The organism is Streptomyces sp. NPDC032126 (assembly GCF_055580085.1).
Genome location: NZ_JBVIMA010000004.1, coordinates 608,751 through 621,530, shown reverse-complemented (window position 1 = coordinate 621,530; position 12,780 = coordinate 608,751). Strand labels below are relative to the sequence as shown.

General features: G+C 71.0%; 13 protein-coding genes. 3 read left to right on the top strand and 10 right to left on the bottom strand.

From position 1 onward, the window contains the following. The first annotated feature begins 207 nt into the window (after positions 1-207). Positions 208-1,140 (top strand): ABC transporter ATP-binding protein, encoded by a 933-nt coding sequence (locus ACZ5NW_RS19215; protein ID WP_468745108.1) that lies wholly within the window; start codon positions 208-210, stop codon positions 1,138-1,140. Next, positions 1,137-2,171 carry an ABC transporter permease subunit gene (locus tag ACZ5NW_RS19210; protein WP_468745009.1) on the top strand — a complete coding sequence of 345 codons (1,035 nt, stop codon included), beginning with the start codon at positions 1,137-1,139 and terminating at the stop codon, positions 2,169-2,171. Before ACZ5NW_RS19215 ends, ACZ5NW_RS19210 begins: the two co-directional genes overlap by 4 nt. A gap of 13 nt (positions 2,172-2,184) precedes the next feature. Here the strand turns inward: ACZ5NW_RS19210 and ACZ5NW_RS19205 are convergent, their stop codons facing one another. The 6 genes from ACZ5NW_RS19205 to rpsB form a co-directional block, all read right to left on the bottom strand. Beyond that, a complete protein-coding gene (locus ACZ5NW_RS19205; RefSeq protein WP_468745008.1) occupies positions 2,185-2,625 on the bottom strand; it encodes an SRPBCC family protein in 441 nt (146 codons plus the stop codon). A gap of 167 nt (positions 2,626-2,792) precedes the next feature. Continuing rightward, positions 2,793-3,947, bottom strand: a complete 1,155-nt coding sequence (locus ACZ5NW_RS19200) for a phosphatidate cytidylyltransferase (protein WP_468745007.1) — start codon at positions 3,945-3,947, stop codon at positions 2,793-2,795. Continuing rightward, positions 3,947-4,504, bottom strand: coding sequence for a ribosome recycling factor (frr, locus tag ACZ5NW_RS19195; RefSeq protein ID WP_468745006.1), 558 nt, complete (start codon positions 4,502-4,504; stop codon positions 3,947-3,949). Before frr ends, ACZ5NW_RS19200 begins: the two co-directional genes overlap by 1 nt. A 130-nt stretch (positions 4,505-4,634) precedes the next feature. After that, complete coding sequence (gene pyrH, locus ACZ5NW_RS19190) at positions 4,635-5,393, bottom strand: UMP kinase (protein WP_468745005.1); 759 nt, start codon at positions 5,391-5,393, stop codon at positions 4,635-4,637. 191 nt (positions 5,394-5,584) lie between these two features. Beyond that, complete coding sequence (gene tsf, locus ACZ5NW_RS19185; RefSeq protein ID WP_468745004.1) at positions 5,585-6,421, bottom strand: translation elongation factor Ts; 837 nt, start codon at positions 6,419-6,421, stop codon at positions 5,585-5,587. 133 nt (positions 6,422-6,554) lie between these two features. Further along, complete coding sequence (gene rpsB, locus ACZ5NW_RS19180) at positions 6,555-7,433, bottom strand: 30S ribosomal protein S2 (protein ID WP_468745003.1); 879 nt, start codon at positions 7,431-7,433, stop codon at positions 6,555-6,557. A 272-nt stretch (positions 7,434-7,705) separates the two neighbouring features. On the opposite strand from rpsB, the gene ACZ5NW_RS19175 reads away from it, so the two are divergent. Further along, complete coding sequence (locus ACZ5NW_RS19175; RefSeq protein ID WP_468745002.1) at positions 7,706-8,230, top strand: murein hydrolase activator EnvC family protein; 525 nt, start codon at positions 7,706-7,708, stop codon at positions 8,228-8,230. 33 nt (positions 8,231-8,263) lie between these two features. On the opposite strand, the gene ACZ5NW_RS19170 is transcribed toward ACZ5NW_RS19175, so the two are convergent. From ACZ5NW_RS19170 to ACZ5NW_RS19155, 4 genes are all read right to left on the bottom strand, one after another. After that, on the bottom strand, positions 8,264-8,821 hold the full coding sequence (locus ACZ5NW_RS19170; protein ID WP_468745107.1) for a TetR/AcrR family transcriptional regulator: 558 nt from the start codon (positions 8,819-8,821) through the stop codon (positions 8,264-8,266). A 71-nt stretch (positions 8,822-8,892) separates the two neighbouring features. Further along, complete coding sequence (gene whiG, locus ACZ5NW_RS19165; RefSeq protein ID WP_468745001.1) at positions 8,893-9,735, bottom strand: RNA polymerase sigma factor WhiG; 843 nt, start codon at positions 9,733-9,735, stop codon at positions 8,893-8,895. Between the two features lie 262 nt (positions 9,736-9,997). After that, positions 9,998-11,158, bottom strand: a complete 1,161-nt coding sequence (gene dprA, locus ACZ5NW_RS19160) for a DNA-processing protein DprA (RefSeq protein WP_468745000.1) — start codon at positions 11,156-11,158, stop codon at positions 9,998-10,000. Continuing rightward, on the bottom strand, positions 11,155-12,780 hold the full coding sequence (locus ACZ5NW_RS19155; RefSeq protein ID WP_468744999.1) for a YifB family Mg chelatase-like AAA ATPase: 1,626 nt from the start codon (positions 12,778-12,780) through the stop codon (positions 11,155-11,157). The genes dprA and ACZ5NW_RS19155 overlap by 4 nt, the downstream gene beginning before the upstream one ends.

Genomic DNA, 12,780 nt, shown 5'->3' with positions numbered 1-12,780 from the left:
CCGACTGCCGGCGTCGTTCCCGGAGCCCGTTGACAACTGCCGTCACCCCCTCCCATCATCATTCCACTAATCAAGTAGTGAAATAGTGTTGTGAGGGGGATGAGGACGTGGCCGCCCTGGTCGCGTCGGCACTGGAGAAGCAGTACACCCCCGGGACCACGCCGGTCACGGGGGCCACGACAACGAGGAGCACGGGTGAGTGACGTCATGTACGCCGGGGAGCCGGCGCTCGAAGCGCACGGACTGGGGATGCGCCACCGGCGGGGCTGGGCCTTGCGGGACTGCACCTTCCGGCTTCCGGCAGGCCGGATCTGCGGGTTGGTCGGCCCCAACGGCGCGGGCAAGACCACGCTGCTGAACATGGCGGCCAACGTCCTGAAGCCGACACAGGGCTCGCTCCGTCTGTTCGGCGCGGCGCCGGGCTCGGCGGAGTCCGTCCGGCGTACGGCCTTCCTCGCACAGGAGAAGCCGCTGTTCCGTCGCTTCACCGTGGCGGAGACCCTGCGGCTGGGGCGGGAGCTGAACCCCGGCTGGGACCAGCGCGCCGCCGAGGACATCGTCCGCGCGGGCAACGTGCCCTTCGACGCGAGGATCGGCACCCTCTCCGGCGGCCAGCGCACCCGCGTCGCCGTCGCCCTCGCCTTCGGCAAGCGCCCCGACCTGCTGCTGCTCGACGAGCCCATGTCGGACCTCGACCCGGTTGTGCGCCACGAGATCATGGGCACCCTCCTCGCCGAGGCCGGCGAGCGCGGCACCACCGTGGTGATGTCCACCCATGTCCTCGCGGAACTGGACGACGTGTGCGACTTCCTCGTCGTCGTCTCCGGCGGCGGAGTGCTGCTCGCCGGTGATGTGGACGAGCTGATGGCCGTGCACACCGTGGTCACGGGGGCCAGGGAGGGCGAGGGCCTGCCCGCCGATCTCGGACACCACACCGTCGTCGAGGCCCGGACCAGGGGACGGCAGTTCACCGCGCTCATCCGCCCGGCGGGCCCGGTCACCGGCCCCTGGGAGGTGGCCGCCCCGAGCATGGAGGAACTCCTGCTCGCCCATCTCCGCTCCCCCGACGCCCCGCCGCTGATCACCCACACCGCCCAGGTCCAGGGTCTGGCCTTCGGCACCGGGACGGTGGCGGCATGAGCACCTTCACCGGAACCAGGAACGGACCCCGGCACGGGGCCGGCGACGCGATTGTCACGGAGGCCACCCGGCGCCCCCGCCTCAGCGGTGTGACCTGGCTGGTCTGGCGCCAGCACCGGGCCGCGTTCTGGACGATGATCGCCGCCACCGTGCTCTGCGCGGCCTGGATGGTCTACCAACGCGCCCAGTTGATGGACTTCCTGAACGCCTACGGCTTTCCCGCCAAGAACCTCGACAAGGCGCAGGAGCAGCTCAAGCCGTACATCGGCGCGTTCGATTTCGTCACCACCGGTCTCACGGCGGTCCCCGTCATGCTCGGCGTCCTCCTCGGCGCCCCCCTGCTCGCGGGTGACCTGGAGAGCGGCACGGCCAAGCTGATCGCCGCCCAGTCCGTGAGCCGCGACCGCTGGCTCGCCACGAAGCTGGCGCTGACCGGGCTGGTGGTCGTGGTGACCACGGTCACGCTGTCGGCCGTGTTCGCCTGGTGGTGGAGCCCCATCAAGTCCCAGGACACGGGCCTCGACTGGACCTCCGGCGAGTTCTTCGACACCACGGGGCCGGCGCCCGTCGCCCTCGGCCTTCTGAGCGTGTTCGGCGGGGTGCTGATCGGTGTGGTCCTGCGCCGCACGCTGGTGGCCATGGCCGTGACCCTCGGTTTCACCGTCGCCCTCCAGGCCGTCTGGGGCCACTTCACGCTGTCACTTGGCAACGTTGTCACGGCCACCAGCAAGCCCGTCAGCCCCGGCGGCATCATCCTCTTTCCCAAGGTGCCCCGCACCGCGGCCGAGCTCGACATCTCGTATGTCACCGGCAGCGGGAAACTGCTCGACGCGACCACGTGTACGGAATGGCCGACGGACGAGGCGACTCGGCTGTGCATGAAGAAGGCGGACATCGTCGGTATCTCGATTGATTACATCCCGATGTCGCAGATGAGCGGGATGCAATGGTTCGGGGCGTCGATTCTGTTGGCCCTGACCGCCGGCGTCGTGGCGTTCCTCTTCGTCTGGGGCCGCAAGCGGCTCGTCTGAGCAGCCTCCCCGGTCACTGTTCCAGGCGCTGCTTCAGTCGCCGTTCGTTGACCGGGAGTTCCTTGCGGACCTGGGGGCGGATGACGAGGGGGAGGAGGACCTTGCCGATGCCGTGGCCGTCGAAGTAGAGGTCCATCGTGACGCGGGAGCGGCGTCCCTCGTCGAGCGGGATGATCTCGCCGCGGAAATGACCCCGGACCGGGCCGTCGATGCCGGTCAGGCTCCAGCTGTGCGGCGGGTTGTACTCGGTGAACTCCATGGTCATCGGCATGTCCCGGCGGCCGACGTGCCGCATGACCCGCACCCGCGAGCCCACATGCAGCGGCCCCTCGTCGAGCTGCTCCGCCGACACCGCGCTCGCCTGCCACTCCGGCAGATGCGCCGGGTCGACGACGTACGTCCAGACATCTTCGGGAGTGCGGTCGACCTCGATCGACTCATGGAAGCTGGACATGGCGCCCGCCCCCTTCCGGACATTCCGATGCGGACTTTTCGGACCTTTCCCCAGAATCGTCCCACCGGTACGCCCCCGAGGCCATCCGTACCCCGCCGCTACGCCGAAGAGCCCCCGCCCTGCTGACAGGACGGGGGCTCACGCGCACAGCCAGAGGCGCCGACGGATCAGCCGGACCCGACGAACAGCACCAGCAACAGCCACACCACCGGCGCCGTCGGCAGCAGCGAGTCCAGTCGGTCCATGATGCCGCCGTGGCCCGGGAGCAAGGTGCCCATGTCCTTGATGCCCAGGTCCCGCTTGATCATGGACTCGCCGAGGTCGCCGAGCGTGGCGCTGGCCGCGACCGCGAGGCCGAGCAGCAGACCCTGCCACCACACCCCGTCGTCGATCAGGAACTGCATGCACAGCGCGCCCGCGACCATCGCGAAGGACACCGCGCCGAACAGCCCCTCACGGGTCTTCCCGGGGCTGATGCGCGGCGCGAGCTTGTGCGTACCGAAGCGCCAGCCGACCGCGTACGCCCCCGTGTCGCTGACCACGGTCAGCAGCAGGAAGGTCAGCACCCGCCAGGGCCCGTCGTCGGCCGCGAGCAGCAGGGCGACGAAGGTGGCCAGGAACGGGACGTAGAACGCGGCGAAGACGCCGGCCGTGACGTCCTTCAGATAGCCCTCGGGCGGTTCCGTCATCCGCCACACCAGCACCGCCAGCGCGGTGAGGGCCATGGCGACCCACGCGCCCTCGGCCCCCCGGACGTACCCGGCGACGACCATCGCCGCACCGCCCACCGCGAGCGGCACGAGCGGCGCCTTGATCTGCTTGCGCTCCTGAAGCCTGCTGGTCAGCTCCCACAGCCCGACGACCACGGCGACCGCGACCACACCGACGAACACGGCCTTGTAGACGAACAGGGACGCGACGATCACCGCGCCGAGCCCGACGCCGACCCCTATGGCCGCGCCCAGGTCGCGCCCCGCGCTCTTCTTCTGCGGCGCGGATGCCGGCTGCTGGGAGTCGGGCATGGGCTCCGGATTCTCCGGCACCACCGGGAGGGGCTGTGCCGACGGGGTCTGGGGCTGGCTGGCGTGGGTCTCGTCGCGGAACAAGGGGCCACTCAGCCGAGCGGCCCCCTGGTCGTCATCCTGGTCTCCGCCATACGAGGGCATGTCGGGCACGATGGGCATGGGGCGAGTCTGCTGGGCCTCAGGCGCATCGTACGCGGGACCCGCTGGAGCAGCCCCCTGAACAGGCCCGCCGTCGATGGGACCCCAGTACCCGGCCTGCCCGGCCGGTGGCGGCGCCCCCCAGGAAGAGTCGTTCATCAGACCTCGAGCAGCTCAGCTTCCTTGTGCTTGAGAAGCTCGTCCACCTGGGCGACGTACTTCGCCGTCAGGTCGTCGAGGTCCTTCTCCGCACGGCGGCCCTCGTCCTCACCGATGTCGCCGTCCTTGATCGCCTTGTCGATGGCGTCCTTGGCCTTGCGACGGACGGAGCGGATGGACACCTTGGCGTCCTCGGCCTTGGCCTTGGCGACCTTGATGTACTCGCGGCGGCGCTCCTCGGTGAGCTCGGGGAAGACCACCCGGATGATGTTGCCGTCGTTGCTGGGGTTGACGCCCAGGTCGGAGTCGCGGATCGCCTGCTCGATGTTGCGCAGCGCGGTCTTGTCGAACGGGGTCACCACGGCCATGCGCGGCTCCGGCACGGAGAACGAGGCCAGCTGGTTGATCGGCGTCAGAGCGCCGTAGTAGTCGGCCACGATCTTGTTGAACATCGCCGGGTGCGCACGGCCGGTGCGGATCGCGGCGAAGTCGTCCTTGGCGACGACGACGGCCTTCTCCATCTTCTCCTCGGCCTCAAGGAGGGTCTCTTCGATCACCACTTGCTCCTGCGTGTCTTGAGTAGGCCCGGCTGCGGTTCCTTGCGGGGGGCGGCGGCCGGCTGCGTCGCGTCTTCTTCCTGCACGGTTCCCGACCGGCAGGACATTGTCCATCCCCCGGCGGGGGTCATCAGCCCTGGCTGGCTTGGTCACCCACAAGCGTGCCGATCTTCTCACCCTTGACCGCGCGGGCGATATTGCCCTCGGCCAGAAGCTCGAAGACGAGGATCGGGAGCTTGTTGTCGCGGCACAGCGTGATGGCCGTGGCGTCGGCGACCTTCAGGTCGCGGGTGATGACCTCGCCGTAGCCGAGGGCGTCGAACTTGACCGCGTCCGGGTTGGTCTTCGGGTCGGAGTCGTAGACCCCGTCCACCCCGTTCTTGCCCATGAGGAGCGCCTCGGCGTCGATCTCCAGGGCGCGCTGGGCGGCGGTGGTGTCGGTGGAGAAGTACGGCATGCCCATACCGGCGCCGAAGATGACCACGCGGCCCTTCTCCAGGTGCCGCACGGCGCGCAGCGGGATGTACGGCTCGGCGACCTGGCCCATGGTGATGGCGGTCTGGACCCGGCTGTCGATGCCCTCCTTCTCCAGGAAGTCCTGGAGGGCGAGGCAGTTCATCACGGTGCCGAGCATGCCCATGTAGTCCGAGCGGGCGCGGTCCATGCCGCGGACCTGGAGCTCGGCGCCGCGGAAGAAGTTGCCGCCGCCGATGACGACCGCGATCTGCGCTCCGTCGCGTACGACGGCCGCGATCTCGCGGGCGATCTTGTGCACCACGTCCGGATCCACGCCCAGGCCGCCGCCACCGGAGAATGCCTCTCCGGACAGCTTCAGCAGAAACCGGCCGCGCACTTTGCCGTCGTCGCTCTTCTGGGCCTTGGTGGTCATGGAGATCCCGCCTCTTTCACGTGGTGCACATACGAAGAAGGCCATTGCCGGTGGGGTGTCGTTCGCAACCCATGCGCGGCAATGGCCTCCTCGTCAGATCTGCTGTCGTCCGTCACGCACGCGTGGGTGACGGCGTACCCGGACGACTGCTGTCGACCCTACCGGGGTCGGACGTCCGTCGCGGGACGGACTCAGATGCCGACCTTGATGCGCGCGAAGCGCTTCAGGGTGACACCCGCCTCGTCCAGGACCTTCTGCACGGACTTCTTGTTGTCCAGGGCGTACGGCTGACCGAGCAGCGTGGCGTCCTTGAAGAAGCCGCCCAGACGACCCTCGACGATCTTGGCGATCGCGGCCTCGGGCTTGCCCTCGGCGCGGGTGGTCTCCTCGGCGATGCGGCGCTCGGACTCGATGACCTCGGCCGGGACGTCCTCCTTGGAGAGGTACTTCGGCGCGAAGGCGGCGATGTGCTGGGCGACGCCCTTGGCGACCTCGGCGTTCGGCTTGTCGAGCTCGACGAGGACACCGATCTGCGGGGGCAGGTCGGGCATCGTGCGGTGCATGTAGGCGAGCACGAAACCGCCGGAGAACTGCGCGAAGCGGTCCAGGACGATCTTCTCGCCGAGGTTGGCGTTGGCCTCGTCCACGAACGCCTGGACGGTCTTGCCGGGCTCGATCTCGGAGGCGAGCAGGGCCTCCAGGTCGGCCGGGGAGGTCGCGGCGACGTGCTCGGCGATCTTGTTGGCGACGCTCTGGAACTTCTCGCCCTTGGCGACGAAGTCCGTCTCGCACTTCAGCTCGACGATGACACCGGAGGAGTTGTCGTCGGCGATGAGCGAGACCACGGCGCCGTTCTCGGCGGAGCGGCCCTCGCGCTTGGCGACGCCCTTCTGGCCCTTGATGCGCAGCGCCTCGACAGCCTTGTCGACGTTGCCCTCGGCCTCGTCCAGCGCCTTCTTGCAGTCCATCATGCCGGCGCCGGTGAGCTCGCGGAGCTTCTTGACGTCGGCGGCGGTGTAGTTCGCCATGAGTCTGTGAGTCTTTCTCGAAGTCGGAAGATCTACCCGATCCACGATCTACACGGAGATGTAGATCCCGAACCTATGGGTGAACGGCGGGGGCGACACGGATGTCGCCGCCCCCGCCGTCAACGCTGGCGGGTCAGGCCTGCTCGCCCTCGGCGGCCGGGGCCTCGGCGGCGGGCGCCTCGGCAGCGGGGGCCTCGGCAGCGGGGGCCTCGGCGGCGGCCGGGGCCTCGTCGGCCTTCTTCTCACCCTCGAGCAGGTCGCGCTCCCACTCGGCGAGCGGCTCGCCCGCGGCCTTCTCGCCCTTCTCACCGGTGGCGACGCCGGAACGGGCGATGAGGCCCTCGGCGACGGCGTCGGCGATCACACGGGTGAGCAGGGTGACGGAGCGGATCGCGTCGTCGTTGCCCGGGATCTTGTAGTCGACCTCGTCGGGGTCGCAGTTGGTGTCGAGGATGGCGACGACCGGGATGTTGAGCTTCCGGGCCTCGCCGACCGCGATGTGCTCCTTCTTGGTGTCCACGATCCAGACGGCGCTGGGCACCTTCTGCATCTCGCGGATACCGCCGAGGGTCTTCTCCAGCTTGGCCTTCTCGCGGGAGAGGACCAGGAGCTCCTTCTTGGTCAGACCGGAGGCCGCGACGTCCTCGAAGTCGATCTGCTCGAGCTCCTTGAGGCGCTGCAGACGCTTGTAGACGGTCGAGAAGTTGGTGAGCATGCCGCCCAGCCAGCGCTGGTTGACGAAGGGCATGCCGACGCGGGTGGCCTGCTCGGCGATGGCCTCCTGCGCCTGCTTCTTCGTGCCGACGAACATGACCGTGCCGCCGTGGGCGACGGTCTCCTTGACGAACTCGTAGGCGCGGTCGATGTACGACAGCGACTGGAGCAGGTCGATGATGTAGATGCCGTTGCGCTCGGTGAAGATGAAGCGCTTCATCTTCGGGTTCCAGCGACGGGTCTGGTGACCGAAGTGGACGCCGCTCTCCAGCAGCTCCCGCATCGTGACGACGGCCATGGCCGTTTCTCCTTGGTTTCTCGGTTGTGCCGCGTCCGCCGGACGGCGGTCGCGCCTGACGCCCGCGATGCGCCGTTGCCACAGAGGACCGAGGGGCGCTGACACCGGTCGGATACCGGCCCGGTGTCGGGGCGTGCGAAGTCGACCCGGTGACCCGGATCGCCATGAGAAGTGTACGGGACCGACGGAGTCCCGGGTGACGCCGCTCTCCACAACGGCCGAGTTGTCCACAGACCCGGGCCGGGATCGGCGGGGTGCGGGACGGTCTCCCCATGCACCCGGTTCCGTATCTCCTCGCCCTGCTGCTCCCCGTCGCCCTCAGCGCCCCGGCCCCGCCGATCGCCCGGACCTGGCCGGTGGCACCACGCCCCGCCGTACTCCGGAGCTATGAACCCCCGCCGACGCCGTACGCCCGGGGCCACCGCGGAGTCGACCTCGCGGCCGCCCCCGGCACCCCGGTCCGGGCGGTGGCCGCCGGACGGGTGTCCTTCGCCGGCCGGGTGGCCGGAAAGGGCGTCATCGCGGTCGAACTGACCGGGACGGGCACCCCGCCCCTTCGCACGACCTACGAGCCCGTACGACCGCTGGTGCCGGCGGGAGCGGAGGTGACCGCGGGCGAGGTGATCGCCGCGACGGAGGCGACGGGCTCCCACTGCCCGAGCTCCTGCCTCCACTGGGGCCTGCGCCGGGCCGAGACCTATCTGAACCCCTTGTCCCTGCTCCCGCCCGCCCTGCTCAGGCGCCCCCCGTCGAGACTGCTTCCGGTGACGGGGGTGCCGCTGCCGCGGACGCGATAGCCCTGCCGTGACGGCGAAGCCGGCCGGAAACCCTCAGCCGCGAACGCCCCGCAACGCCATCCCCACGGCCGCCTCGGTGATCACGCCGGGCTCCTCCGCGGCCCCCAGTTCGATCCTCCGCACCGCCGCGTCCACGACCCCCTGCACCAGCATCGCCGCCAGCCGCGGCTCCTCGTGCCCCATCTCCGCCAGCGCCTCGACGACCATCGCCACCAAGGTGCCGTGCGCGGCCCGGATCTTCTCCCGCGCCCCCGCGTCCAGCTCGCTCGCCGAGATCGCCACCACGGCCCGGTGCCGCCGGTCCCCCACCAGCTCCAGTTGCTTGCGCACGTACACCTCGACCTTGGCCTCGGCCCCGTCCACCGCCGCCATCGCCGTCTCGACCTCCGCCGCCCATACGGGGAAGTCGACCGCGCACAGCTCCTCCACCACCGCGGCCCGTGACCGGAAGTACTCGTACACGGACGACCGCGCGAGGCCCGTCCGCTCGGCGAGGGCCGGGAAGGTCAGCGCCTCCGTACCCCCCTCGGACAACAGGGACCGCGCCGCGTCCAGCAGGGCGGCTCGCTGCATCGACCGGTGCTCGGCCACGGAGGCCGCTCGAATCCTTGGCACGTCAACCACTTTACGGACGCGTCACCCGGGACGGGAGTCACCCGCACTCACCGCCCGAAGCTCGCCAGCTTCGCCCTCAACTGCAGCACGGACTTGGTGTGGATCTGGCTGACCCGGCTCTCGGTCACCCCGAGCACATGGCCGATCTCGGCGAGCGTGAGCCCCTCGTAGTAGTACAGCGTGACGACGGTCTTCTCCCGGTCCGGCAGCGTGTTGATCGCCCGCGCCAGGAATCTCCGCAGCTCACGGTCCTCGGCCACCTCCACGGGGTCGTCCGCGGCCGTGTCCTCCAGCGTGTCCATGAAGCTGAGCCCGTCGCCGCCCTCACCCCCGACGTGCAGCAGCTCCTCCAGCGCCACCACGTTCGCCAGCGACAACTGGCTGAACACGGCGTGCAGTTCGTCGACCGCGATGCCCAGCTCGGCGGCCACCTCGGCCTCGCTCGGGGTCCGCCGCAGCCGTGCTTCGAGCGTCGCGTACGCCCGCTCCACATTGCGCGCCTTCTGCCGCACGGACCGCGGGATCCAGTCCAGCGCCCGCAGTTCGTCGATCATCGCGCCCCGGATCCGGGTGATCGCGTACGTCTCGAACTTGATCTCCCGGTCGATGTCGAACTTCTCGATCGCGTCGATCAGCCCGAAGACCCCCGAGGACACGAAGTCGGCCTGCTCCACATTGGGCGGCAGACCGACGCTCACCCGCCCCGCCACGTACTTCACGAGCGGCGAGTAGTGGAGGATCAGCTGCTCCCGCAGCCGCTCGTCCCCCGTCGCCTTGTACGACCGCCACAGCTCGTCGAGCGTCGAGGGAGCGGGCGGCCGCGCGCCGCCGCCGTCGCGGGCGGCCGGTGTGATCGCCGCCCGGTCGGACCCGGAGGTGTGCTGGGGCATTCGTCGCCTTGTGCCGTTCTGCCGTGAAGTACGTGGAGTACGTGAGGTCGGGGTGCCTGCGGCCGGTCTGTGCCGGAATTCACGTGAGCGTAGCGTGACTGACGTGTCGCGGTGCGCGAACAGCGTGGCTCGAACCATGCGCAGATACGTTCCGCTGGGCGTCCTCCCGGGGGCGCGGGTCACTTGCGGCGACCCGGCCCCGGCGTCAACTGCGGGAATTCCCAAGGGGTTCCGCGTCCCCCGGACGGCCGAACGGGCGAGGTCAGCACTGACGGCGACCCCCTCGAACGGAGACCATCGCCTGGCGTGTCAACTTCCAGCCGTCGCCGTGTCGTTCGACATAGCCGAGCGCTCCGAGTTCGTACAGCCTCGCGATCGCGTCGTCCTCGGTGGTCTGCGCGCCGCGGGCGATCTCGTCGAGCGAACCGGCCCGGCGTGCGGGCAGCGCGGCCAGGACGTGCCGGGCGGCGGGCTCCAGCAGGTCGCGCGGCAGGACGGGGCCGCGCCGGTCGGGGGCCAGCTCGCCCATGGCGCCGACCAGCTCGATCACGTCCGCGGCGTCGGTGACCAGCACGGCCTCGCCGCGCAGCAGTTCGTGCACGCCGGCGGAGAGGGCGCTGGTGGCCGGCCCCGGCACGCCCATCGTGTGCCGGCCCAGCCGCTGTGCCGCCCGGGCGGTGACGAGCGAGCCGCTGCGGTGGGCGGCCTCGACGACGACGGTGCCCCGGGTGAGGGCGGCGATCACCCGGTTGCGCAGCACGAAACGGCTGGGCGTCGGATGGTCGCCGGGCGCCAACTCGCCGATCACCAGGCCCTGTTCGGCGATCCGGTTGATCAACTCGGTGTGGCCGCGCGGATAGGGCCGGTCGACACCGCAGGCGAGGACGGCGACGGTGGCACCGCCGGCGGCGAGCGCGCCGCGGTGGGCGGCGCCGTCGATGCCGTAGGCGCCGCCGGAGACGACGACCCAGCCCCGTTCGGCGAGGCCGGCGGAGAGGGTGGCGGCGACGTGGGCGCCGTACTCGGTGCAGGCGCGGGCGCCGACGACGGCGACCGACCGGAGCGCCCACATCCGCAGGCTGGGGCGGCCGCGCACCCACAGGCCGAGCGGACGCGCGTCCCCGAGGTCGTCCAAGGGGCCGGGCCAATCGGGGTCGCCGGGGCACAGGAACCGTACGCCGGCGGCGTGGGCGAGCTCCAGGTCCCGCCGGGGCGCGGCGCGTGCGGCGCGCGCCACCAGACCACCCCACCGTGTCTCGCTGACGCCCGGCAGGGCGGGTCCGTCCCCCGTCAGCCGCCGCACCACTTCCCGAGCCCCCACCTCCCGCACCCACCGCCCCCCGACGTCGTCCCCGGGCTCGACGACCCGCGAGAGAAACACCCGGGCGAGGCGTTCGTCGTCCGGCTCACCGGTGCGGTTCACCCCAGGGCCCCGATGGCCATCGGCACGCCCCGCGGCACTCCGGTGCGCAGTTGCAGGGCCAGGGCGACGTCCGTGGCGTCGGGCCGGTCATGGCCCACGAGGTCGGCGATGGTCCAGGCGACACGCAGGACCCGGTCGAGACCGCGCACGGTGAGCACGCCGCGCTCCAGATTCCGCTCCGCCTCGTCCATCGCGCCGCTCATGGCGTGCCAGCGGGAGCGCAGCTCCCGTCCGGGCACCTCGCTGTTGGTGCGCCACGGGGTGCCCGCGAGCCTCGCCGCCGCCCGCTCCCTGGCGGCCAGCACCCGAGCGGCGACCGTCGCGGTGGACTCGCCGCCCGGGCCCCGGTGCGTGAGTTCGGACCGGCTCACCGGATCCACCTCGACCCGCAGGTCGACGCGGTCGAGCAGGGGCCCGGAGAGCCGTGCCTGGTACCGGCGGATCGTCGAGGGCGGGCATTCGCACAGGGTGTCCCGCTGGGAGAACCGCCCGCAGGGACAGGGGTTGGCGGCGAGCACCATGAGGAAGCGGGCGGGGAAGCGCACCACCCCCGCGCTGCGGGCGATCACGACGTGCCCCGACTCCAGCGGTTGGCGGAGGGCGTCGAGCGTCTGGCTGTTGAATTCCGGGCTCTCGTCCAGAAAGAGCACGCCTCGATGTGCCAGGGACACGGCACCGGGGCGGGCGATGCCGGGGCCGCCGCCGACCAGGGCCTGCATGGTGGCCGAGTGGTGCGGGGCGCAGTAGGGGGCGACGTCGATCAGCGGCTTGCCCGGGGGCAGGAGTCCGGCGACCGAGTGCACGGCCGTGACCTCCAGCGACTCCTCCCGGGTCAGCCGCGGGAGCACGGCCGGCAGGCGCTCCGCGAGCATGGTCTTGCCCGCTCCGGGTGGCCCTTCCAGGAAGAGATGGTGTCCCCCGGCCGCGGACACCTCCACCGCTGTCCGCGCCGAGATCTGGCCCACGACGTCGGCCAGGTCGTGCCCCGGGTCCTGCTGGGCCGCGCCGAGGCTGTGCATGCCGGTGGCCGCGCCGGTGCCGGGCACGCGCAGGCCGGCCAGCAGCGGGTCGGGGCGCCCCTGCTCCCGGGGTTCTTCCTCGGGCACGGGCTCGTCGGCGAGGACGGCGATCAGCTGGCGGAGGCTGCGCACCCCGAGGACGGACACGCCGGGGACCAGTGAGGCCTCGGCGGCCGCGCACTCCGGGACGACGACCTGTTCGTATCCGGCGTCGGCGGCGGCCAGCACCGCGGGCAGGATGCCCCGGACCGGGCGCACCCGTCCGTCGAGCCCCAGTTCGCCGATCATCACGATGTCGGCGAGCACCCTCGGGTCGATCCGCTCGGCGGCGCCGAGGACGGCGCAGGCGACGGCGAGATCGAAGCCGGAGCCGGCCTTGGGCACGGATGCCGGGCTGAGTCCCACGGTGAGTTTCTTCTGCGGCCACTCGCCGCCCGAGTTCACCACCGCCGCCCGAACCCGGTCCCTGCTCTCCGTCAGGCTCTTGTCGGGGAGGCCCACCAGGGTGAACGCCGCGACTCCGGGCTCCAGGTCCGCCTGGACCTCGACGACCACGCCCTCCACGCCGACCAGTGCCACCGAGCACGTACGCGCGAAGCCCAT

What these genes read in the sequence shown, in the direction of transcription:
- ACZ5NW_RS19215 (WP_468745108.1), top strand. Translation starts at nt 208, where the DNA reads ATGTACGCCGGGGAGCCGGCGCTCGAAGCGCACGGACTGGGGATGCGC.
- ACZ5NW_RS19210 (WP_468745009.1), top strand. Translation starts at nt 1,137, where the DNA reads ATGAGCACCTTCACCGGAACCAGGAACGGACCCCGGCACGGGGCCGGC.
- ACZ5NW_RS19205 (WP_468745008.1), bottom strand. Translation starts at nt 2,625, where the DNA reads ATGTCCAGCTTCCATGAGTCGATCGAGGTCGACCGCACTCCCGAAGAT.
- ACZ5NW_RS19200 (WP_468745007.1), bottom strand. Translation starts at nt 3,947, where the DNA reads ATGAACGACTCTTCCTGGGGGGCGCCGCCACCGGCCGGGCAGGCCGGG.
- pyrH (WP_468745005.1), bottom strand. Translation starts at nt 5,393, where the DNA reads ATGACCACCAAGGCCCAGAAGAGCGACGACGGCAAAGTGCGCGGCCGG.
- tsf (WP_468745004.1), bottom strand. Translation starts at nt 6,421, where the DNA reads ATGGCGAACTACACCGCCGCCGACGTCAAGAAGCTCCGCGAGCTCACC.
- rpsB (WP_468745003.1), bottom strand. Translation starts at nt 7,433, where the DNA reads ATGGCCGTCGTCACGATGCGGGAGCTGCTGGAGAGCGGCGTCCACTTC.
- ACZ5NW_RS19175 (WP_468745002.1), top strand. Translation starts at nt 7,706, where the DNA reads ATGCACCCGGTTCCGTATCTCCTCGCCCTGCTGCTCCCCGTCGCCCTC.
- whiG (WP_468745001.1), bottom strand. Translation starts at nt 9,735, where the DNA reads ATGCCCCAGCACACCTCCGGGTCCGACCGGGCGGCGATCACACCGGCC.
- ACZ5NW_RS19155 (WP_468744999.1), bottom strand. Translation starts at nt 12,780, where the DNA reads ATGGGCTTCGCGCGTACGTGCTCGGTGGCACTGGTCGGCGTGGAGGGC.